At 39.8% G+C, this 22,408-nt stretch carries 21 protein-coding genes; 13 read left to right on the forward strand and 8 right to left on the reverse strand.

Translation table 11 applies throughout. The annotated features are described in order from the left end of the window. From NST57_RS19630 to NST57_RS19675, 10 genes are all read left to right on the forward strand, one after another. Complete coding sequence (locus NST57_RS19630) at nt 1–843, forward strand: sugar ABC transporter permease (RefSeq protein WP_341299128.1); 843 nt, start codon at nt 1–3, stop codon at nt 841–843. An 11-nt stretch (nt 844–854) separates the two neighbouring features. After that, a complete protein-coding gene (locus tag NST57_RS19635; RefSeq protein WP_142153317.1) occupies nt 855–2,063 on the forward strand; it encodes a glycosyl hydrolase 53 family protein in 1,209 nt (402 codons plus the stop codon). 23 nt (nt 2,064–2,086) lie between these two features. Further along, nucleotides 2,087–4,168 (forward strand): beta-galactosidase, encoded by a 2,082-nt coding sequence (locus NST57_RS19640; protein ID WP_341299129.1) that lies wholly within the window; start codon nt 2,087–2,089, stop codon nt 4,166–4,168. 154 nt (nt 4,169–4,322) lie between these two features. Then, nucleotides 4,323–4,976, forward strand: coding sequence for a YIP1 family protein (locus NST57_RS19645; RefSeq protein ID WP_025208265.1), 654 nt, complete (start codon nt 4,323–4,325; stop codon nt 4,974–4,976). Nucleotides 4,977–4,999: 23 nt separating this feature from the next. Then, entirely contained in the window at nt 5,000–5,344 is a 345-nt protein-coding gene (locus NST57_RS19650) for an uberolysin/carnocyclin family circular bacteriocin (RefSeq protein ID WP_025208266.1), read from the forward strand. Nucleotides 5,345–5,410: 66 nt separating this feature from the next. Continuing rightward, complete coding sequence (locus NST57_RS19655; RefSeq protein WP_341299130.1) at nt 5,411–7,108, forward strand: hypothetical protein; 1,698 nt, start codon at nt 5,411–5,413, stop codon at nt 7,106–7,108. Next, a complete protein-coding gene (locus tag NST57_RS19660; RefSeq protein WP_041508029.1) occupies nt 7,105–7,812 on the forward strand; it encodes an ABC transporter ATP-binding protein in 708 nt (235 codons plus the stop codon). The genes NST57_RS19655 and NST57_RS19660 overlap by 4 nt, the downstream gene beginning before the upstream one ends. Next, entirely contained in the window at nt 7,809–8,342 is a 534-nt protein-coding gene (locus NST57_RS19665; RefSeq protein WP_025208269.1) for a stage II sporulation protein M, read from the forward strand. Before NST57_RS19660 ends, NST57_RS19665 begins: the two co-directional genes overlap by 4 nt. A 9-nt stretch (nt 8,343–8,351) precedes the next feature. Further along, the gene (locus NST57_RS19670) at nt 8,352–8,648 is read left to right on the forward strand and encodes a hypothetical protein (protein WP_041508030.1); all 297 of its coding nucleotides are present in this window, start codon (nt 8,352–8,354) and stop codon (nt 8,646–8,648) included. A 257-nt stretch (nt 8,649–8,905) separates the two neighbouring features. After that, entirely contained in the window at nt 8,906–10,234 is a 1,329-nt protein-coding gene (locus NST57_RS19675) for a citrate:proton symporter (protein ID WP_142153321.1), read from the forward strand. Between the two features lie 245 nt (nt 10,235–10,479). Here NST57_RS19675 and NST57_RS19680 read toward each other — a convergent pair whose 3' ends face one another. The 8 genes from NST57_RS19680 to NST57_RS19715 all read right to left on the reverse strand — a co-directional run bounded on the left by NST57_RS19680 (nt 10,480) and on the right by NST57_RS19715 (nt 17,937). Further along, on the reverse strand, nt 10,480–10,908 hold the full coding sequence (locus NST57_RS19680; protein WP_007497283.1) for a DUF4064 domain-containing protein: 429 nt from the start codon (nt 10,906–10,908) through the stop codon (nt 10,480–10,482). 26 nt (nt 10,909–10,934) lie between these two features. Then, nucleotides 10,935–11,885 carry an ABC transporter permease subunit gene (locus NST57_RS19685; RefSeq protein ID WP_142153323.1) on the reverse strand — a complete coding sequence of 317 codons (951 nt, stop codon included), beginning with the start codon at nt 11,883–11,885 and terminating at the stop codon, nt 10,935–10,937. Continuing rightward, on the reverse strand, nt 11,882–12,841 hold the full coding sequence (locus NST57_RS19690) for an ABC transporter ATP-binding protein (protein WP_341299131.1): 960 nt from the start codon (nt 12,839–12,841) through the stop codon (nt 11,882–11,884). The genes NST57_RS19685 and NST57_RS19690 overlap by 4 nt, the downstream gene beginning before the upstream one ends. Nucleotides 12,842–13,106: 265 nt before the next feature. Continuing rightward, nucleotides 13,107–13,628: a tubby C-terminal domain-like protein gene (locus tag NST57_RS19695; RefSeq protein WP_341299132.1), complete on the reverse strand. Its 522-nt coding sequence runs from the start codon at nt 13,626–13,628 to the stop codon at nt 13,107–13,109. 206 nt (nt 13,629–13,834) lie between these two features. Next, nucleotides 13,835–14,173 (reverse strand): zinc ribbon domain-containing protein YjdM, encoded by a 339-nt coding sequence (locus NST57_RS19700; protein ID WP_039962846.1) that lies wholly within the window; start codon nt 14,171–14,173, stop codon nt 13,835–13,837. 93 nt (nt 14,174–14,266) lie between these two features. Beyond that, complete coding sequence (locus NST57_RS19705) at nt 14,267–15,406, reverse strand: glycerate kinase (protein ID WP_142153327.1); 1,140 nt, start codon at nt 15,404–15,406, stop codon at nt 14,267–14,269. A 29-nt stretch (nt 15,407–15,435) separates the two neighbouring features. Continuing rightward, nucleotides 15,436–16,707 carry a GntT/GntP/DsdX family permease gene (locus NST57_RS19710; RefSeq protein ID WP_142153329.1) on the reverse strand — a complete coding sequence of 424 codons (1,272 nt, stop codon included), beginning with the start codon at nt 16,705–16,707 and terminating at the stop codon, nt 15,436–15,438. Nucleotides 16,708–16,824: 117 nt separating this feature from the next. Next, nucleotides 16,825–17,937 carry a CdaR family transcriptional regulator gene (locus NST57_RS19715; protein WP_341299133.1) on the reverse strand — a complete coding sequence of 371 codons (1,113 nt, stop codon included), beginning with the start codon at nt 17,935–17,937 and terminating at the stop codon, nt 16,825–16,827. Between the two features lie 160 nt (nt 17,938–18,097). Between NST57_RS19715 and NST57_RS19720 the strand changes: the two genes are divergently transcribed. From NST57_RS19720 to NST57_RS19730, 3 genes are all read left to right on the forward strand, one after another. Further along, nucleotides 18,098–18,748, forward strand: coding sequence for a TetR/AcrR family transcriptional regulator (locus NST57_RS19720; RefSeq protein ID WP_008347371.1), 651 nt, complete (start codon nt 18,098–18,100; stop codon nt 18,746–18,748). 69 nt (nt 18,749–18,817) lie between these two features. Then, on the forward strand, nt 18,818–20,071 hold the full coding sequence (locus NST57_RS19725; RefSeq protein ID WP_341299134.1) for an MFS transporter: 1,254 nt from the start codon (nt 18,818–18,820) through the stop codon (nt 20,069–20,071). Next, the gene (locus NST57_RS19730) at nt 20,068–22,395 is read left to right on the forward strand and encodes an ABC transporter permease (protein ID WP_341299135.1); all 2,328 of its coding nucleotides are present in this window, start codon (nt 20,068–20,070) and stop codon (nt 22,393–22,395) included. Before NST57_RS19725 ends, NST57_RS19730 begins: the two co-directional genes overlap by 4 nt. Nucleotides 22,396–22,408: the final 13 nt, after the last annotated feature.

The raw sequence follows: 22,408 nt of genomic DNA on the forward strand, positions 1-22,408 counted from the left end.
ATGGGATCAAAACAAAATAAGCTCATTCGTCTGAGTATCACTTATTTCATCCTTTTCATTGCCTCCGTATGTATTCTATATCCACTCCTTTGGACGATCGGTGCTTCCTTTAATCCTGGGAACAGCCTGATGAGCACAAGCATGTTTCCGAAATATCCAACGTTCAGCCACTTTACAGAACTCTTCTTCGGTCAAGGAGCACTTTATGCAAAGTGGTATTGGAACTCAATGAAAATCAGTATTGCAACTATGCTCTTAACGTTGATACTTGTCAGCTTTACAGGTTATGCCTTTTCTAGGTTCCGATTCAAAGGCCGCAAAAATGGGCTGATGCTCTTTTTGCTGCTGCAAATGATTCCTCAATTTTCAGCGCTGATTGCCATTTTTGTATTGGCTCAAATGCTTGGACTCATTAACAGCCACCTCGCATTGATTTTGATTTATGCAGGCGGACAAATTCCAATGAATACGTATTTAATGAAAGGCTATCTTGATGCGATTCCAAAGGATCTCGATGAATCAGCCAGAATGGATGGCGCAGGGCATTTCAGGATTTTCATCCAAATTATTATGCCGCTTGCCAAGCCGATTTTAGCCGTTGTTGCCATCAACTCATTTACAGGACCGCTGGGTGATTTCATCATCTCCAGTGTCATTGTCCGTTCACCCGAAATGTATACGCTCCCAATCGGTCTATACAATCTTGTATCAGACAAAATGGGTGCCAGCTACACGACCTTTGCAGCCGGGGCTTTACTCATTGCGATTCCAGTTGCTTTATTGTTTCTTGTTTTACAAAAACAATTTGTATCCGGCCTCACACAAGGCGGGACAAAAGGATAAGGGGAGATTTGATGAAGAAATGGTTACTCGTCACTGTTGTCGTTTTCTTTCTGATGGGGTTAGGTATTCTGCCTGAAGCAAAGGCTGATACGATTTCGGTGAAACCGATCAATGGGTTGCAAGGTGATTTCATCAAAGGAGCCGATATCTCCATGCTCGCAGAAGTGGAACGAAGCGGCGGCAAATACTACAACCAAGACTGGCAGCAGGTTGATCCTCTCAAGCTATTAAAAGATAAAGGTGTCAACTATGTGCGCATCAGACTCTGGAACCACCCATACGACAACCAAGGCCGTGCCTATAACGGCGGGACAAACGATTTAAATACCGCCATTGCTCTATCGAAACGTGCAAAAGCACAAAACATGAAAGTGCTGCTTGATTTTCACTACAGTGATTTCTGGACCGATCCCGGTAAACAGTTCAAACCGAAAGCTTGGACCAATCTCTCGCAAAGCGATTTAGAGAAAGCGGTTGGCACTTACACAAGCGATGTGCTCAAAGCGATGAAAGCACAAAATGCCCTGCCAAATATGGTACAGGTCGGGAATGAATTGAATTCAGGTATGCTTTGGCCGAACGGAAAGAGCTGGGGTGAAGGCGGCGGTGAATTTGACCGGCTCGCTGCTTTGCTAAAAGCGGGAACAAATGCTGTCCGCTCTGTCGATTCAAACATCAAAATCATGCTTCACCTTGCACATGGAGGGGACAATGGCGCATCTCGCTGGTGGTTTGATGAAATTACCAAACGAGGCGTTTCGTTCGATACGATCGGTTTATCTTACTACCCGTATTGGGACGGGGGATTTAGCGGTCTTACTACCAATATGAATGATATTAGCGCCCGCTATAACAAAGATGTCATCGTGGTAGAAACCGCCTACGGCTTCACAACAGCAAATGGTGATAACCTCGATAACTCATTTAACCAAGATTCAGTCAATACGGCCGGTTATCCAGCATCACCACAAGGGCAGGCATCTTTTATACGAGATCTATCAGAAAAAATTTCACAAGTGAAGAACAATCGCGGGAAAGGGTCCTTTTATTGGGAGCCGCTTTGGATTCCAGCAAAAGGTGCTCCGTGGTCTAGTCAATACGGGCTCGCTTATATTCAAACAACCGGCACAGTCGGGAATGCTTGGGAAAATCAGGCCATGTTTGATTTCAACGGAAAAGCCCTGCCTTCTCTTGATGTATTTAAACAAATGACACCGTAATTAAACAGATAGGACGTGACAAAATGGGAAAGCGTTACCCACTCGTTCACCCAAATGTGAAAGGCTTTTTGCATGGTGGCGACTATAATCCTGATCAATGGCTCCATATGCCGGAGATCATTGACGAGGATTTTCGATTAATGAAGCTTGCACACTGTCAAACATTCTCTATCAACATTTTCGCATGGAGCAAGCTCGAGCCAAAAGAAGGGGAATATGATTTTGCCTGGCTGGATGATATCATGAACCGCTTGGCAGCACAGGGAGCTCACGCCATTCTCGCCACGCCAAGCGGAGCAAGACCTGCTTGGCTCTCGCAAACATATCCAGAAGTCTTACGCGTTGAAGCAAACCGCCAGCGCAACTTACACGGGCTTCGCCATAATCATTGCTTCACCTCACCGGTTTATCGAGAAAAAACGAATACACTTAACCGTTTACTCGCTGAACGCTACAAGGACCATCCAGCGCTGATCATGTGGCACATTTCAAATGAATTCGGCGGCGAATGTCATTGTGAGCTTTGCCAAGAGGCATTTAGAGACTATTTGAAAGACAAATACAACCATGACCTTGAAGCTTTGAATCAAGCATGGTGGACGGGATTTTGGAGCCACACCTTTACCGATTGGTCGCAAATCGAGTCACCTGCACCGCACGGGGAGCACATGATTCATGGCATGAACCTAGACTGGAAGCGTTTTGTCACAGCGCAAACGATCAATTTTTATCAAAATGAGATTGAACCGCTGAGAGAATTAACACCTCATGTGCCAGTAACCACCAATTTTATGGGCGACTATCCGCATATGCGTCCATTCCTTGGACTGGATTATCATCAATTTGCAAAAGAAGTCGACGTGATCTCATGGGATAGCTATCCAGCATGGCATAGCGGCAGAGAAACCACTGCAGAATTAGCGTCAAACGTCGCCTTCGTTCACGATTTATATCGTTCACTAAAGGACGGTCAGCCGTTTCTTGTGATGGAAAGCACACCAAGCCTCGTGAACTGGCATGAAGTGAATAAGGTGAAGCATAAAGGAATGGCACACCTCTCTGCCATGCAGGCGATTGCCCACGGGTCCGACTCCGTCCTTTATTTCCAGTGGAGGCAAGGCCGAGGCGCCTCTGAAAAATTCCACGGCGCCGTTGTGGATCATTCAGGACATGAACACACACGTGTGTTTCAAGAAGTCGCTGATTTAGGAAAACAGCTGGAGCAGCTTCAGCCGATTGCGGGTACATCCGTTCAACCAGAGGTCGCCATCATATATGATTGGGAAAACCATTGGGCGATTGATGATGCGCAAGGTTTAAATAATACCAACAAACGCTATGTAGAGGCTTGTCAAACTCATTATCGAAGCTTCTGGAAAAAGGGCATCCCTGTTGATATTGTCGGAATGGAAAAGGATTTCTCATCCTATAAAGTGCTTGTGGGGCCAATGCTCTACATGATCAAACCAGGCGTGGCAGAAAAGATCGAAGCATTTGTCAAAGAGGGCGGCATTTTTGTGGCAACTTACTGGAGCGGCATGGTCGATGAAAACGACCTCTGTTTCCTTGGTGGTTTCCCCGGTCCTCTCCGTCATGTACTTGGTATTTGGGCAGAGGAAATCAACACGTTGATGCCAGATGAACACGTCTTAATGACCACAGGAAATGGACGCACTTATCATGTCGGGCAATATTGCGAGTCCATTCATCCTGAAACGGCCTCTGTGTTAGGGCATTTTGAGAATGGCTGCTATGAAGGACAGCCCGCCCTTACTGTCCGTCCATTTGGCAAAGGGAAAGCATACTATATGGCTTCTGAAAATGAGCAGGCGTTTTATGATGATTTTTACGAAGATCTCATCGCAGGAATAGGCATACAACCGATCCTATCCTCTTCGATTCCAGAGGGAGTCAGTGTCCAAAAACGCACTGATGGATCGCAGGACTTTGTGTTTATGATGAATTTTACAGATAGTAAAAAGGTAATTTTGTTAGAAGATCAAATCACTTATGAAGATGCATTCCACTCTTCAAATTTAACAGGAAAAATAATACTAGATGCCTATGAATATTTTATATTAAAAAGAAAAAAAGAATGTCTTTAAAGACATTCTTTTTTTCTTTTTATGCAAGAACCAACCTTAAATTCAGCTTAAATTCAGCTTATAAACAAAATTCTAACTTGAAATAATATGGCAAAGCATGATACATTATTTGTGAGAATTAGCAAAAAAATACTTTTTGAATCAAGGAGCATTTATGGATAATAAACACAACTTTATTACTCTAATACATCATTTCGTCTTTTCTCCTAAGAACTTTCTCTTAATCAAATACTCTAGTGAAAAAAATTATCGTCATTCTTGGTTTGTTTTCCTGGCTGTGTTAAGTCTGTTTTTAGGGTTTTATTTAGCTATTTTCCCCACAATCTCTACATTAATTAATCATTCTTTTAAAACAAATGGGATTGATTATACTGCTGATATGAGCATACTCATTATGATGATTACACTAGCATTAGGGATTGTTCAATTTACAGCAATGGTTCTTGTAAGCTTCTTTATAATACATATCATTGGGATATTATTTGGTGGTGTTGCTACTGCTAAAGAATTTTTCCCAAGTTTTATTTATTCTATCATACCGGTTGCTATCAAATTTATAATTCTCATTATCTTTTCTTTCTTTTTAGGTAGTGATTTTGCATTTTCAGTTATTTATCCAAATTCTCAAAAGCCAATTGATATTATATTGAATATTATCATCGACCCCTTTTTTTGGTGGTCTACCATTCTAGGGTGTATTGCAATTAAAGAAATACACAAAATTTCCTATATAAAAACTGTCATAATCGTTTGTATAACAATGTCTTTAGGTATTATTTCTCTTTTTTCAACTAGCTTATTTTTGTAAACTGAAAGGAGGTGAATTCAAATATGAAAAATAGCAATCTTTTTAAAATTGCGAGTGTTACAAGTATAGTTTCTCTTTTTGCCATCGCTACTTTCCTTATGGGTTCTTCAGAAGGTATTGCAAGTTTAGCTTCTATTGATTTCAATTCAGGTAATCAATTTGCTTTAGACCTTGCAACAAACTTAGGAATTAGTCGCAAGACCGCTTATGCTGCTATAGGTGTTATCATGACTACGGGCGATGTCCTAACAATACTTAGTCTATTAGCTGTTGTTTTGGGTGGAACTGGCCTTGTCACTGCTGCTATGGTAGCTACTGCGAAAAAATTGGCTACAAAACACGGCAAAAAATACGCTGCAGAATGGTAAAATCCAAAGTGAAGAAATTGAGGAGTATAATTATACTCCTCCTTCTTTTCGTCTAGGAGGAATATAATGCTCAACAAAAAAGTTTTTATGGCAAACTTTAAACTTACATATAGACGTACTTTAAACCGTTTGATTTACTTTTTCCCATCAAGCGAAAATTTACTAAAATCAAATAGACTTATTTTTGTTTTTACACCCTTTTTTTTAGTCTACCTTTTTATTCTATATAAGGCTTCAACTACTCTTTTGCCTAATGTACCAGTCCATATTTTATCATTAGGTACAAATTTTATTATTCTTTTTTTTGTTTTGAATATTTTAAAATCATCAACTGATATTTTACATCGATATGTATACCCTGAAGATTTCCTTCTTTTACATACTTTAAAGACAGATCCCAAAAAAGTTCTATTATCGAGATTTTTCACAACAATTTTTCTAAATGTTTTATTCAAATTAACAATAATGGTATTCCCTGTACTTTTTTTCATAAATTTTTATACAAGTAATAAACTATACCTTTTTTTATCATTTGTACCACTATTTATATTTATCTTTGGCCTTACATGCATTTACTCATTACTCACATATATCGCTTATTCTAAATTTTTATACAAAATCTTGAATTCTAGGTTAATTAGTCTGTTATCTTTTATAGGAATTGCACTCTTATCTGCTCTTTCAACTACTTTTTTTGGTTGGATCGGACTTAACTACTTTTATGAAAAAGATCTTCTTGAAGCTATTGAAAATTTCATATCTGTATTTAGATTAGAGACGATATTAACAAACACATGGCTTCCTACTAACTGGTACCTACTTTCAACAAAAAGTGATATCTATTTATTTATCATATGTTCTTTAGGTTTAATTGCACTAGGATTTCTTTTACTCTCTATTTCCTATCTAATAGTTTTGAAAGTGTTGCTTATAAAGGAAGCAACACCTAATAATCTTTTGCCGAGAATAAAACCAATCAAATTACCTTTTTTAAATTATTTAATAAATTTCTTTCCCCGGCAAAATATCGCAATTTTAAAAAAGGATCTTACTGCTCTATTAAGAGCTAATTTTACTATCAAGAGACGCTTATTGCTATCTGTAAATATGATTGCAATAGAATTAGGTGTATTGGTAGGAATTAGTTTAAATCAAAAGTGGTTTGACTTCTCGGAACTTTTTGTTATTTATCCAATTTTATTTGCCGTAACTTACAACACTTCTTTATTAGGAGAAGGCTTACTTGGGATAACTTCAGCAGATGCAGAGCGCGAAAATCTATATATTTATAAGAATTCAGGCGCTTCTATCTTCAAGTTGATTGCAGGAAAATCAATACTGCATTTATCTATAATTCTTATTATAATGAATTCATTATTTTTAGTTATATTATTATTATTCAACTTAGATACTATGACTCAAATTATTTTGTATATCATGATTAATTCAATTAGTCTTATTATAGGTTCTGGCCAAGTGATAGGTACTTTCCTCTATCCTCGTTTAGACTGGGAAAATTTAGAGGATATTGGTTCGTCTGTTAAAGCCTCATTTTTTGAACATACTATTCTTGGGGTACTACTAGCATTTTACCTTCAATTGTATGGGGTCTCAGGTGCTCTCGTTACTTTTGAAATTATTGATAGGAGTATATTCTTTTTACTTATTGTGACTGGAACATGTCTATTTTTCATTGGAATTTCTCTATTTTATTATTTTTGGATTAAAAGAATAGGAACGAAACATTGGGAGATGAAAACATGAAAATTGAGAATCTATCTTTCAAATATAAAGATAAACAAATTTTAAAATCTATAAATTTAAAAATAGAGCAAGGTAAGGTATATGGTTTACTAGGACCGAATGGTGCTGGAAAATCAACACTTTTAAAATGTATTCTCGGGATTATGAAACCATACGAAGGTAATATTACTATCAAGGAGAAAACTATATATTCTGAGAGATCTTCCTATCTTAAGTATATAGGTTATGTTCCTGATTCTCCTTTTATCTATCATTATTTAACCCCTAGAGAGTACCTGGAATTTATTGCTGACTTACAAGACGTACCCTCTGAAATGAAGGATAATAGAATTGAAGTTTTGTTAGATCAATTTAACTTAAAACAAAATGAGAATGATATGATTTCTACATTTTCATTTGGTATGAAACATAAATTATCTGTTGCTGGAGCCATAATTCATGAACCTGAAGTTTTAATATTAGACGAACCATTAGGTGCGTTCGATCCTCCCACTACAAAGATGATGAAAAACTTTCTTAAACGTTATGCTGAACAAGGTAATACTGTGATCATGTCTACACACCTTGTTAATATCGCTCAACAACTATGTGATAGAGTTGGTATTTTAATTAACGGTGCTCTTGTTAAAGAATATGATCACCTTACAAACATTCAGCACTTTGAAGATTTAATTATAAAAGATATGGATACTTTACTAAAATGACAGGAATAATAATCAGAAATAAACGTATACTTTATATAGCAAGTATTTTATACATAGCAGGTATAGTTCTTGGGGTTATTTTTAACAATATTCTACCTAGTCTTAGTCCAGAAACTGTTGATGAAGTTACAGTTCTCGGATATTTCAAACATAACTTTGCTGCAAATTTATTTCTCATTTTCTCAATGTTTACATTTGGTATTTTGACATCTATCTTATTATTATTAAATGGATTTTTAGTAGGCTTATCCTCTTTACAAAGTATTACCGATCATGGTAACAATTTGTTATATATATTAACTGCTTTAATTCCTCATGGTATCTTTGAAATTCCTGCCATGATATTATCAGGTTCACTTGGTTTCAAATTGTTAGACTTTGTCTACTTAAAAATAAGAGGGCTACATTCCCCCAAGAAACATTTCTTTTCGGATATTTTATTTTTTACTATGGTGATATGTCTGTTGACATTACTTGCTGCTTTAACAGAAGCATTATTAACGCCCTTTTTACTAAAAAAAATTCAATAGGAGGTCCTTATGTTTATTAATAAAAAAAAGATAGATAAATTACTAGATGATCATTTAGAGGAAAACAAGGGAGATTCTAAAAACACAATTAATAGTTCTTTTATAATTGTATTTTATTTTTCAATACTCTTATCAATCTGTACTTTCTTTTTTGATTATAGATTTTTTTTAATCACTTTGTTTGGTCCAACCATTTTAGTGACTTTTATATCTCCTCCCCTACAATTTAATAAAGGAATTTATAGAGGTTGCTCTGCATTATATTTATTACTATTAATTATAGTGACATTTTTCTGGATCAAGTAAATTATCAACTGTTAATAAAAAACGTCCGAAACAGACGTTTTTTATTTTACCATTTTAAGTGGATTTTTTTCTAAATTTTTTGACATGTTGAACACCGCGCCACGATTGGATTCACCATCCTTTTTTACCATTGTATAGGTATGAAAGCGGTTGCCTAATGCTCATATTTTTGATACTCTTTTTTTCAATGCAAATGTGGGATTGCATTGGTAAAAAAACAAACAAATGTAAACGGTTTATTGTAGGGGGAGGGGCTTATGTTAACGTTTGTTGGATTGTTGATTATTTTAACGATTGTTGTTTTGCTGATTTGGGGGAAAGCAAGTCCAATTGTCGCCATGGTCATGGTGCCTTTAATAGGCGCATTCATCGCAGGGTTTGGTATTAATGACATTCAAACCTTCTTTGAACAAGGGATTATCAAAGTATTGCCAGTGGCGACCATGTTCATCTTCGCCATTTTATTTTTTGGCATTTTACAAGATACAGGGTTCTTTGAACCTGTAATTAAAACGTTAATCAAGCTGACCAGAGGGAATGTTGTCACAGTTGCGATGGGAACTGCCTTGATTGGAGTCATCGCACACTTAGATGGAGCAGGCGCTACAACCTTTTTATTAACTGTACCTGCACTGCTTCCACTTTATAAAAAATTACATATGAGTCCTTATTTACTGCTATTGTTAATTGGGACGAGTGCTGGATTAACCAATATGGTGCCTTGGGCCGGCCCCACAGGACGGGCAGCGAGTGTCCTTAATATGGACCCATCTGAACTGTGGGTACCGCTCATTCCAATTCAGCTGATCGGTGTCGTACTCATATTAGGAATGGCATTCATTTTAGGAAAGAGAGAAGAAAAACGCATTCGGGTAAAAGTTGCAGCAAATGAAGTAGCTGCTGTTCAATTAGAAGGCGCTGATTGGGATCGTGCCATTCAATCAATCAGTGAAACAGGTGATGCGTCTTTAAAGCGTTATCACTTAATGTGGGTAAACTTCATTCTATTTTTAGCTGTTGTTGTCCTTCTTGTGATGAACGTGATTCCTGCTAGTTATATGTTTATGATTGGTCTTTCACTAGCACTTTTGGTGAACTATCCGAATGTGAATGTACAAATGGAGCGAATTAAGGCGCATGCTCCAAGTGCACTAATGATGGCAGCTGTTATTTTCTCCGCAGGTTCTTTTTTAGGAATTCTTGAAGGAACGGGCATGCTGAAGGCCATCGCAGTGGACAGTATTCACATTTTACCAGCTTTCTTACTGCCATTTTTACATATCATTGTGGGGATATTTGGGGTTCCGCTTGATATGCTGACAAGTACGGATGCCTATTATTATGCACTTCTGCCAATTGTCGAATCGATTACATCAGAGGTCGGCGTGTCAGGGACATCTGCAGCATATGCCATGATGATTGGAAATATCATCGGCACCTTTGTCAGCCCCCTTGCACCTGCTGTATGGCTTGCCATCGGTCTTGCAGGGGTCGATATGGGGAAACATATCCGCTACTCCTTCTTTTGGATGTGGGGGTTCAGTATCGTTTTACTCATCATCGCCAAACTGATTGGCATCATATAAAAAAGAAAGACATGCGCAAACCAGCGCATGTCCTAGGTTGTTGACAAAGGGCTAAAATGAACTTTATTTTAGCCCTTTGTCTTCTTTTCAGCGTGATAGAAAACCTTTGCAGTCTAGGAAGGACGAGCACCGGAGCAGAGCGAATTTGACATTCGTGAGCACCGGAGCGCAGGACTGACAACGAATGCGAGGGTTTGTCTACACGCTGAGACATGCGCAAACCAGCGCATGTCTTTTTCTTTGAATTATGAAGGATATTCACTCGTGTGAATGTCTGTTTTCGGTTTTCTAATCAGTGACATCAATCCAACGATCAGCAACAAGATCATCGGAACGAAAGCAAGACCAACAGTTCCAATTAAAAGAGTCACAGCCGAAACCAAGAAAAGAATACCAGAAAGCACGGCACGGCGGTCTGTTTTCAAAACAATCACACCAACAAGGGCTAAGACAGCCGCTATTGCGGAAACAACCATAAACTGAACGCCAAAGGCATGAACCGATGCCTCAAGTGTTTCAACTGGCAAGGCGCTGCCTTCCTCTTGTAAAATCTCATTCATTTCTTCATAAAATGCTGGGTCCACAGAGAGCATCAACGCCCCAAAACCAACACCAATTACGTTGAGGACAATACTGATAATCCCCATAATTTTTTCACCTTTACGCTTAATCATTGATAGAAACCTCCTAAAAAGTTAAATTAACCTGTTTTTACTTCTCGCTTTTGGAAGACGATTAAAGCAACCGCCAAGAAGATGGCCCAATAAATGACTAGGACCGTTAGTGAGAATCCTAGGGACATGCCTTCGATATAAGTAGGTGTTTCTGCGAAATACTGTACAGGATCGTTGGCAAACAATAAGTATTTCGCCCAATCAAAGAAGAACATCAAAATGCTTGTGATGGATGCTCCGACAACATAGGCTAATACACTAATTGCTATGGAAATGGCCTCACTTCTAAACACCGTTGAGATGGCAAAAGAAAGTGTCCCTAATACAACAAACATAGCACAATGCGCCAAATAATAAGAGACCATATTTGCAAACTGAGACCGTTCAATGACTTCACCATTTTGATAAGCCAAATACACATAATCATTGTTTAGTCCAAAGAATATCGCACCTAAGATAAAGGATAAGATAAATAGGACAGCGATCAGGAAAAGTGAATATAGTTGAACGGTAAAGTATTTAGACAAAAGAACCTTCAACCTGGATGGCGGACGAATCAGTAATAATTTAATTGTACCATGCTTATATTCAGCCGAGACAATGGTGGCTGCAATAATAATCACAAATACACCGACCAGCTGAAGCAAATTAGCATTTGTTTTCACATAAGTCCATGCATTTTTACCGAATTGATCGGCTGGAGGTAAATCATGTTTGATTCGATACTCATTGATCGCTATATCGGTTTCAAGGGATCTCTTATAAAAGCTTATATTATCCTCTTTCAATTCTTGCTTATTTGCTTTATTGATTTCTTGCAACTCAGTTTTCCAATCACCGGATGCTTGATCTCCGTCATTTGTCTTAACAGCAAAAATCAACGTCGCAATCATACCTAACACAAGAAGTCCAACCATAATCCAAGTACCTACACGATAACTGATTTTCATCCACTCGTTTTGAATGAGGCGAATCATACGTCTGCCTCCTTTTTACCTGTTAAGCTTAAGAACTTATCTTCTAAGGTTTGTTTTTCTATTTTGATTTCGTACAAATGAATAGAAGCTTCACTCAAATGACGAATCAATTGTGGCATTTTCTCTTCTAGGATGGAGAAGAATAAGTACTGCTCCTCTTCTCTAACTGTGATGCCTTCCTCGAATGCCTCAATGAGCTTTTGAGCTTCTACTAGCTCGCTTGATGCTACTTTCATTCGATAATTGACCAAATCATCATGCTTCGTCTCTGCACGCTGATCCTCAATCGCAATCAGCTTTCCTTTTTGGATAATGGCGAAACGATCACACATCAATTCCATTTCCGACATGAGATGACTTGAAACAATGACAGCAAGACCTTCTTCCTTTGCCAGCCTTCTCAAGTAATCTCGTATCATACGAATTCCCTCTGGATCTAGTCCATTGGTCGGCTCATCTAAGATTAGCAGTTTCGGTTTATGTATCAATGCCTGAGCAATCCCCAAACGCTGCTTCATTCCTAATGAAAACGTACGGACACGCTTATGTTTCACATGCTGCAAACTAACTAGTTCTAGCAGTTCATCAATTCGACCTTCATCCACTTTTCCATTCATTCTGGCAAAATGAACAAGGTTTTGTCTTGCCGTTAAATGATTATACATTTCTGGATTTTCAATAATGGCACCGACATCTTGGATGGCATGCTGATATGAGGTTTGAATACTATGACCATTAATCAGAATGTCACCGGATGTAATGGGAGAAAGACCGACCATCATGCGAATGGTTGTCGTTTTTCCTGCGCCATTCGGTCCTAAGAAGCCAAAGACTTCGCCCGCTTGGACAGAGAAACTCAAGTCTTGAACAATCTTTTTCCCACGAATATGCCTAGATACATTTTGCAGTTCTAAAACGTTCGTCACGTTACCTCTCCTTCTTTGTCTAAGTATCATCTATCATCTATTTCCTGATAAACACCATGATCCGTCAAAAATAGAAGAACACTTCCATATGGTACAGCAATGCCCAAAAGTTGTGAAGGGGATTAGGCAAAATTTAGAGAATCATCTGCCTTTTTTAAGGTGAGGTTAAGGTAATCATTTTAATAAGATCTTATTGCACGAAAGGGACTCCCCTAAATTTTATAGGAATTAGAACCTAAATCATAAATAGTATATTTTCAAATTCTTTAAGTATGATAAAATATATTAACTTCAGCTACTCCCTCAACATAAAGATATAATAGAGGCAAGCGATAAGATGTAGAGTTAGATCACCTTGTCTTTTTTCAATACTGACTGTTGCAGGTGGTATTATTTTATCGTATGTAATGTCAGCGATGGTCTGCTTTGAGTCTTCCAATCTAACACGTTTATCTGCGAAACCTCTCTTTAGATAATAGGTAGTATCATTGATGATGAAACGCATCGTTGGATTTGTTTTGATTTTAGTTTGATCTTCGAATATCAACCTTCCTTTCTCCTTACATTCTATGCTCCAATTTGAGCGGTACATAGATCTGAAGGATAAATTTTCTGTAGCTTTTACAACAGTATTCAAATTTGCATCCATAACCTCAACATTCAAAAAAAACTCATCAAATATATGATCCAAAATTCTCTCAGCTTTATTTTTATAAAATCTTTTTATGAATCCAATGGGGACACCTTCTTTATTGATGATAGGGATGCATTTAGTCGTTTTTTTCATAACAGTTTTTTTGAAATATCCAAATTCCACTTCTACCACCCCATCGATAACTGATCTTCAAAAATAAAAGCTTTATAAAAAATATAAAACACCTAATGAGCAAAGGAATTGAATCCCTGTGACAATTTAGGTGTTTTTTATACGTTAACAACAATCCTATACATCATTCTTCTTCAGCATTTATAGTAAGCTTGTCATGACCGAATTCTAATTATGAGAAGAACATTTCTTTGTCATTATACTTTCTTCACAAACTCCGATTTTAACTTCATCGCGCCAAAGCTAGGAATTTTACAATCAATGTTATGATCGCCTTCGACTAAACGAATCCCTTTGACCTTCGTCCCTATTTTTAAAACCGAAGAAGAACCTTTGACTTTTAAATCTTTAATCACTGTGACCGTGTCACCATCACTTAATAGATTTCCATTCGCATCTTTGACAACAAGCTGCTCCTCTGCTACTTGTTCTTGTTCTAGCGACCATTCATGCGCACATTCAGGGCAAATAAGCATGCTGCCATCCTCATATGTATAGGTTGAACTGCACGAAGGACAATTCGGTAGATTAGACATTTGTGTTTCCTCCAACTTTCTTTTTCATTTAGAACCATTTTACCACATTTCTATAGAAAGAGATGTGATAGAAAAGGAAACATTTTTCACCGCTTACTTATTTTTTCCAATTTTTATCATGGCCGCAATATTCCGTGCTGTTCTCTCTACATGCACACTAGCATCATGCATGACTTCAGCCAGAGTGGTGACGCCAGGGATAATACTAAAAAGTGCATCAATGCCATGATCATGTACGACTGCACTGTCTTTTGAGAGGGACCCAGCGATGCCAATCACAGGGAGTCCATATTGTTTCGCTGCTTTGGCTACACCGATCGGCGTTTTGCCGTAAATGGTCTGCTGATCAATCCGGCCTTCCCCGGTAATGACTAGGTCAGCGTCCTTTAGTACGTCATCAAAATGGACGGCTTTCAGTACAATATCGATTCCCTTTTTCAGATCAGCCTGTAAAAAGCCTAATAAACTCGCACCGAGCCCCCCTGCAGCTCCTGCACCTGCCGCATCGCCAACGGAGACATGAAGCTGCTGCTTAGCCACTTGTGCAAAATGAGATAAATTCCTGTCTAACAGTTGAACCATTTCTGTATCTGCTCCCTTTTGAGGACCGAACACAGCAGACGCTCCTCTTTCACCCGTTAAAGGATTATCCACATCACACGCCACTTCTAGACGGACTGATTGCAACCTCGGATCTAGTCGAGATAGGTCAATAGAAGCTAAATGATTCAGTGATCCACCGCCCGGCGTGAGGTCTTGGCCTGCTTTATCGAGAAAAGAAGCACCTAAACCTTGCATCATGCCAACGCCGCCATCATTTGTTGCGCTGCCGCCAAGCCCAATGATTAAATGCTTCGCTCCTTTATCCAGCGCTGCAAGCATTAATTCTCCTGTCCCTCTAGACGTCGTGAATAAGGGGTTCCGTTTTTCTGGCGGGACAAGATGTAATCCTGATGCTGCTGCCATCTCTATGACAGCTGTCTGACCATCTCCCAACATACCAAAAAAGGCATCCACAGGTTTGCCAAGCGGGCCCGTGACCACTTGCTGGACAATGTTCCCGCCTGTCGCATCCACTAACGATTGAACTGTGCCTTCCCCTCCATCTGCCATTGGGATTTTCATATATTCTTCATGTGGCAAAATAGAGCGAAATCCTCGTTCAATGGCACATGCTATCTCATAAGCAGATAAACTTTCTTTAAATGAATCTGGTGCGATCACAATTTTCATCCAAAAATCCCTCGTTTCTCATTAAGTCCTCAGCCGAACAGCTGGAAAATACCAAAGATAATGGTCGATACAACGGTTAATGTCAAACCAATTAACGATTCAAAGGGCATTAATTTTAACCGTTCTTTTATATCCATTTGAACACTTCCTGCCGTTGCATGGAAAAAGCTTCCGTGCGGCATATGGTCGAGAACAGTTGCGCCAGCGTGAATCATGGCTGCGCCTGAAAGGGCAGATACACCAAGACCAATAAGAGTTCCGCTAAATACACCACTTGCAACTGCCGTCCCTGCAGTTGTCGAAGCTGTGGCTGCCGACATAAAAATTCCAGACGCTGGTGCAAGCAAGTAAGGAGGTAGTCCCGAAGCGTCAAGCGCCTGAATAAATACCTCTTTCATGGAAGAATTCGATACAATTCCAGCCAATGTGCCTGTCCCTAGTAACATGATCGCTACACCTGACATTTTATGTAGCCCTGACATCGCATAATCATTGAGAAACTTCCCTTTTTTCATGAAAAGAGCGCCTACTATTCCTCCTATTGGTAAGGCAATCATTGGATCAATATTTATTTGAAACAACGGCCTCAAGGCTAACAAGAGAATGGTCACAAGCGGGCCGACAAGCGCTTGTAGAAAACCAGGCACTTGAATCTGGCCTTGGTCAGCTCCCTCTTCCAGAACAGGTGTCCCTTTATTCGCAAGCTTTTTGGCTAATACATACGTGACTGCTATCCCGAAAATAGCCGGTATGACACCTGCCGCCATCAGAGAAGTAAGCGGAACACCAAAAGCATCAGAGGCTGCAATGGCATTCGGATTCGGTGACATGATATTCCCCGCCTTCCCTCCTCCAATCATCGCAAGTAAAATCCCCGTTTTTGAAAGTTTTGCACGCTTGGCAATGGCAAGTGCGATTGGTGCTACTGTAATGACTGCTACATCTACAAAAACACCCACCGTTGTTAAAATCATTGTTGCAAGTGCGAGTGCTAAAAGTGCTCTCGCCTCTCCAAGCTTTTTGACGATGGCCTCCGCAATAGATAACGCTGCACCCGACTCAATTAAAACCCCTGCCAGTACACCTGCCGCCATAATTCGAAGAACAGCCGGAATCATGTCCTTTGCGCCTTCCATCATGACGTTCACAGTCTGCACAACATCTACACCGCCAACCAAACCGCCAATAAATGCGCCTGCCAGCATGCCGTAAGCAGGTGATACTTTTTTTAGAATGAGAACAATAGCGATTACAAGCGCAGTCAATGCGCCCAATGTACTTACTGTCACATCTCCACCCATACTCCATTCCTCCTGATTGTCTTTTCTTAATTGTAAACGCTTACCCTTTGGGATCGAGTTGTGAATCTAAATGAACTTCTTATATTTATTTCTTCATCCAGTTGTGCAAATGCTCAATTAAGACAGTTGATTGTCCAATTGTGCTATGTACAGCTCCATCAACTGTTTCACATGACGCGGATCTTTTCCGGTCAATGCCTGAATTTTATCTAAACGATATCGCAGTGTATTACGGTGAATAAATAGACGATCAACGATTCTTTGTAAATCCCCGCCCTCTTCAATGTAAACCGTTAACGTTTGAACGAGCTCCATTTCTTGTATCAGCGGATGATAAAAATCACTCCACCGTTTCCCCTCTTTGGCGGCTCCCGCTTTTATAAACAAGCTTTCAAGCTGATAAGATTCAAAGACATATATGCGTTCCTCTGGATGGAGCACCTTTCCTAACCGCAGGGCTTCTCTCGCATGCTGAAAGGACAACGGTAATTGACTCATGTCCTCAGCGACAGTTCCTACACCCACAAGCACTTGCCCATCAACTGCACCCGCCATTGTTTGCTGCAGCTGTTCAATCACATGCTTGAGTTGATGGTCAAATATCGGCTGTCTTAACAGGATCAATTCATGACGGAAGGTCATGCCTAGTAAATCATCCGCATTCTTATCGTATTGAATGGCATGCATCATTTTGTGTACAGTGTCCTCAGACGATGGAATCGGCTGAAAAACAATAGCCATTCGCCGCTTGTCTAAATCCATTCCAAGCCAGTCAGCACGGTACTTCAGCTGATGATCACCCATGTCAGATTCGGAGATGAGCTGATTCACAATTTCACTCTCTATTCGCTGCCGCCACTGGAAGCGTTCAAGCAGAAAAGACTGCTCTAATACGAGCTCAGCTGCCATTTTTACCAGCTCGGCATGATGACGAATGTCCTCTGGCTCACCCGTAATCCCAATGACACCAACAACTTGTTCCCGAAAGCAAATAGGCAGATTGATTCCAGGCCTCACGCCTTTTAAGCGGCGGGATGTCTCCTGATCAATCTCCACGCTATCTCCGCTTGACAGCACTAGACGTGCTCCATCATGTTTTTGTCCAATCCTTTTTCGTTCACCAGACCCAATAATGACACCATCTGCATTCATGACATTGATGTTTTGATGTAAAATATGCATCGTACGTTCAACCATCTCTTGAGCCAATTCACTCGTTAAAAATTGCATTCAGCATCTCTCCTGAAGGGGTTTTCATTCAATGTATCATAGTGTCATTGCACAATAAATGCAAAGCTTCAAAAAACAGCCGTTGACAAAGATACGCCAAAAAGTGTTTAATCAAATCAAGGGACCGACCGACAGTCTAGTCAAAAGAAAGGATGGCTTTATGAGAACCGTTAAACATCCTGAGGAACGCAAAAATGACATCTTAAATGCAGCAGAGAAGCTTTTTTCAACCAAAGGCTATCAGCAAACCACAATTATTGACATCCTCAAAGCCGTTGGCATTGCAAAAGGCACATTCTATTATTACTTTACTTCCAAAGAAGAAGTGATGGATGCAATCATTGACCGGATCATAAAAGCAGATATCATCGAGGCAAAGCGTATTGCCGCTGATCCAGATATCTCAGTGGTTGATAAATTATTTCGCATCATCATGGCACAATCTCCTAAACAGGGCAGCCATAAAGAAGGCATGATCGAACAATTTCATCAGCCTGCGAATGCAGAGATGCATCAAAAAAGCTTGATCAAAGCCATTACAGAGCTATCACCCGTTTTAGCAGAAGTCATTCAGCAAGGGGTAGAAGAAGGGATATTTCAAACGGATTATCCGCAAGAGACGGTCGAATTTCTCCTCGCTTCTGCACAGGTTATCTTTGATGAGGGACTTTTCCAATGGACCACAGCGGAAAGCATACAACGGGCGCTAGCATTTATCGCAATCCTTGAAGCCTCTTTACATGCAGAAAAGGGAAGTTTCTCCTTCCTTCTCCAACGTTTAACTGGAGAACCGGAAGACAATAATCAGTGATTGGTCACTTCAATACCAATCCTGCATACATTATAGACTGACGGTCGGTCTAAAAGGAGAGTGATTTTCATGTCGTTATCAGCCAAAAATGGCTCCACCCATTTTATCTATCTCGTTCTCGGGCAAATTATTTCCGTTTTCGGGTCTTCCTTGATTCGTTTTGTTCTATCTTTACACGTCTTGGATATGACACATCGTGTTGATTTATATGCCCTGCTTTTCGCTTTATCCAATATCCCGCTCCTCCTTTCGCCATTAGCAGGAGCAATGGCTGACCGGTTTAACAGAAGAAATTTGATGATTTTATTTGATGTTCTTACTGGCATTATGATTCTGGCTTTTTATTTCTGGTTATTTTCAGGTCATGATTCACTTTATATGATTGGAGCCGTCATGATTCTCCTTGGTGTCATGAGTACGTTTTATGCTCCTGCTGTGATGTCCAGTATTCCTCAGCTAGTGAAAGAAGAAAAATTAGAACAAGCGAATGGCATCGTGAATGGCGTGCAGGCCCTTTCAGGTGTTGTCGCTCCTATCATTGGCGGCATTTTATACGGACTCATTGGGAGTCAGGTCATCATAGGCGCTAGCAGCATTGTATTTTTTCTATCAGCATGCATGCTTTTACGGTTAAATATTTCTTTCTCACCTAGCCCACTCGCAGAACCGATGACCAAAGTACTCTTGAAAGATATGAAACAAGGATTTTCCTATATCGGAAGCCAGCCATTTTTAAAAAGAGCCATGCTGCTTGCAGCGTTGCTAAATTTCTTCCTCACACCATTTTTTATCGTTGGAGGTCCCATTATTTTAAGGGTCACAATGAAAAGCAGTGACATCATGTATGGAATAGGAATGGGCATCATTGAGTTTGCCGTCATCGCAGGCGCCCTGCTAGTTGGGCTTGTAGCGAAACATTGGCGCATTCCTACTTTGTATCGCTGGCTGCTCGTTATCGCAGTCATTTTGCTGCCTGTTGCTTTCTCAACATCCAAGATGGCTCTTCAATTTGGTACATTTCCAGCCTATTTTCTTTTTTTAGCAGGGTGTCTCCCAATTGCCATGTTGCTCACCATGATTTCGATCGTTGTCATCTCACATGTGCAAAAGAAAACACCAAATGCCCAATTAGGAAAAGTCATGGCCAATCTGACAATGGTCTCTCAATGTGCTGCACCGCTCGGTCAAATGATGTACGGGTTCTTGTTCAACACTTTTTCCGCCAGCATGTATGTAACCGTGTTAATCGTCAGTGCCTTGATGTTTGCACTTGCCTTCCTTACAAAAAATATGCTTCGACATGAAGGAGAATCAGCCTCATGAGATTGACGTTTATCAAGAAAGACCTAACCCGCCACCGTCTCATTTCAATCGGCTTAACCCTTTGCATCATGATGACATCATTTTTAGCAACAAGCGCTGCGCAAATGACGGCCCAGCTGAATGGTTCCATTTCTGATCTACTCCAATCAGCCAAAGCACCAGACTTTGTCCAAATGCACGATGGCAGCTTAGATGAAAAAGCGGTCGATACATTTTCAAGTAAACAGTCGATGGTGAAGGCGCATCAAATTGTTCCAATGATTCCGATCGAACACGTCGACATCAAGTTCGGGGAGGAGCCCGCTCAAGCAGGTGTGATGGATCATTTATTTGTAAAGCAAAATCGCTACTTTGATTTTCTTTTAAACGAACGAAATGAAAAGCTCACTGTAAATAAAGGAGAAGTAGCAGTCCCTATTTACTTTCAACAAAAATACCACTTAAAGATTGGCGAAAGATTACTCATTACAAAAGGCTCTCATCAATTCTCTTTTCAAATCAAAACGTTCTTACGAGATGCCCAAATGAATCCAAGTCTTGTCAGTTCAAAGAGATTTCTTCTGCATGATGCGGACTGGGCAGCACTGAATCAAGTGTTTCAAAAAAAGGAGTACTTAATTGAATTTTTATTGCATGATGCTGGTCAAGCAGATGCTTTTCAATCACTCTATCAATCATCTGAGCTGCCACAACAGGGGCCTGCTGTCACATTACCCCTGCTTCGCATGCTGAATGCCCTAACAGATGGTATGGTGATCGCCATTCTCCTCCTTGTCTGCTTTCTGCTCATTAGCATTTCCCTCCTCTCTCTTCGTCTGGCTATGACCGCCGCTATAGAAGAGGACGAACGTGAAATTGGAATCTTAAAAGTACTAGGAATCCCTTTATCAAAAATCAAACAATTGTACGTTGGGAAGTATGCTGTGCTGGCCTGTATAGGGTGTATAGGAGGCTATTTGATGACACTCATGTTTGGTGATATGTTTACAGCCAATATTCAGCAATATATGGGGAATCGCCTCTCTTTTATTCATCAGGTGATCCCGCTTTTGGTGTCAATTTTGACGGCAATGATCGTCATCTCATTCAGCTATGCTGTCCTAAGGAGATTTGGCCAAATATCAGCAGCTCAAGCCATTCAAGCCGGCATCAGTTCACCAAGCCATAAAAAACAAATTCCTATGCATCTCCAGAAAAACAGATTCCTCCCAGTCAATTTTTGGTTTGGTTTGAAGGATCTGTTCTCCCGAGTGAAGATGTATTCAACAATTGCCTGTATTATCGCGCTTTGTACATTTTTAATGTTAATGCCGATTCAGTTATGGTACACATTACAATCACCAGATTTCATCACATATCTTGGCTCTGGAAAAAGTGACCTTCGAATCGATATTCGGCAGGGAAATCATTTAGAGAAAAGTACAAATAAAATAGAGTCTATGATTAGCGAAGACCTAGACATTCAAACATCTGCCGTCTATCAAACAACTTCTCTACAGGCAAAAACAATGGAGAATACATTAGAAACACTCTATTTAGAAACAGGTGATCTCTCAGCATTCCCTCTCACCTATTTACAAGGAAGGGAACCGTTGAAGGAGGAAGAGATTGCTTTGTCAGTGTTGAGTGCTGACTCACTTCAGAAAAAAATAGGCGAAAAAGTCACTCTCGCCACAAATGGACAGCAAGTTCAAAAAATAGTTACCGGCATTTATCAAGACGTCACCAACGGAGGGAAAACAGCTAAAGCATTATCTCAGCCTTTTCCTCAATCATCCCTTTGGAAAACCATTCAAATACAATTAAAACAAGGAATAGATATGGCAGGAAAAAAAGCAGCACTTGAAACAAATATGTCTCCTGCAAAAGTGACAGATATGAAAGAATATGTGCATCAAACAATAGGAAGCACCGCATCTCTAGTAAAAGTGATTGCATTATTTTCAACCATCGCAGCTTTTGGAACAGCCAGCCTCATGTTAATGATGTTTCTGCACATGTTAAGGGCGAAAGATTTAAATCGTACTCACTTGTTAAGGACGATTGGGTTTTCTCAAAAAGATTTAACCTATCAATACTTAACAAGTTTTATCGTCGTTCTCTCTATTGGTGCCTTCATTGGAGCAATCGCTGTTCATACTATTGGTCCGGCGTTGATGAGTGCAGGCGGCGCATCATTAGGAGCATCCAGCCTTCAGTGGTTAGCCCCGAAATGGGTTTGGATCGTGTATCCTCTCCTGCTGTTTATGGTGAATTTAACTGTCATCTCGTGGTTATTGAAGTCCTTTTTTTCTAGTAAAATCAGCCGTCATACACTTTCATAAGGAGATGTTTCAC

It is taken from the genome of Bacillus sp. FSL M8-0077 (assembly GCF_038050255.1).
Lineage (GTDB): Bacteria > Bacillota > Bacilli > Bacillales > Bacillaceae > Bacillus > Bacillus altitudinis.

Coding starts and splice junctions, on each gene's coding strand:
- NST57_RS19730 (WP_341299135.1), top strand. CDS start 20,068: ATGAGATTGACGTTTATCAAGAAAGACCTAACCCGCCACCGTCTCATT.
- NST57_RS19665 (WP_025208269.1), top strand. CDS start 7,809: ATGACAGGAATAATAATCAGAAATAAACGTATACTTTATATAGCAAGT.
- NST57_RS19690 (WP_341299131.1), bottom strand. CDS start 12,841: ATGATACTTAGACAAAGAAGGAGAGGTAACGTGACGAACGTTTTAGAA.
- NST57_RS19680 (WP_007497283.1), bottom strand. CDS start 10,908: ATGATTAAGCGTAAAGGTGAAAAAATTATGGGGATTATCAGTATTGTC.
- NST57_RS19660 (WP_041508029.1), top strand. CDS start 7,105: ATGAAAATTGAGAATCTATCTTTCAAATATAAAGATAAACAAATTTTA.
- NST57_RS19645 (WP_025208265.1), top strand. CDS start 4,323: ATGGATAATAAACACAACTTTATTACTCTAATACATCATTTCGTCTTT.
- NST57_RS19655 (WP_341299130.1), top strand. CDS start 5,411: ATGCTCAACAAAAAAGTTTTTATGGCAAACTTTAAACTTACATATAGA.
- NST57_RS19635 (WP_142153317.1), top strand. CDS start 855: ATGAAGAAATGGTTACTCGTCACTGTTGTCGTTTTCTTTCTGATGGGG.
- NST57_RS19685 (WP_142153323.1), bottom strand. CDS start 11,885: ATGATTCGCCTCATTCAAAACGAGTGGATGAAAATCAGTTATCGTGTA.
- NST57_RS19675 (WP_142153321.1), top strand. CDS start 8,906: ATGTTAACGTTTGTTGGATTGTTGATTATTTTAACGATTGTTGTTTTG.
- NST57_RS19705 (WP_142153327.1), bottom strand. CDS start 15,406: ATGAAAATTGTGATCGCACCAGATTCATTTAAAGAAAGTTTATCTGCT.
- NST57_RS19715 (WP_341299133.1), bottom strand. CDS start 17,937: ATGCAATTTTTAACGAGTGAATTGGCTCAAGAGATGGTTGAACGTACG.
- NST57_RS19710 (WP_142153329.1), bottom strand. CDS start 16,707: ATGGGTGGAGATGTGACAGTAAGTACATTGGGCGCATTGACTGCGCTT.
- NST57_RS19640 (WP_341299129.1), top strand. CDS start 2,087: ATGGGAAAGCGTTACCCACTCGTTCACCCAAATGTGAAAGGCTTTTTG.
- NST57_RS19630 (WP_341299128.1), top strand. CDS start 1: ATGGGATCAAAACAAAATAAGCTCATTCGTCTGAGTATCACTTATTTC.
- NST57_RS19670 (WP_041508030.1), top strand. CDS start 8,352: ATGTTTATTAATAAAAAAAAGATAGATAAATTACTAGATGATCATTTA.
- NST57_RS19700 (WP_039962846.1), bottom strand. CDS start 14,173: ATGTCTAATCTACCGAATTGTCCTTCGTGCAGTTCAACCTATACATAT.
- NST57_RS19720 (WP_008347371.1), top strand. CDS start 18,098: ATGAGAACCGTTAAACATCCTGAGGAACGCAAAAATGACATCTTAAAT.
- NST57_RS19725 (WP_341299134.1), top strand. CDS start 18,818: ATGTCGTTATCAGCCAAAAATGGCTCCACCCATTTTATCTATCTCGTT.
- NST57_RS19650 (WP_025208266.1), top strand. CDS start 5,000: ATGAAAAATAGCAATCTTTTTAAAATTGCGAGTGTTACAAGTATAGTT.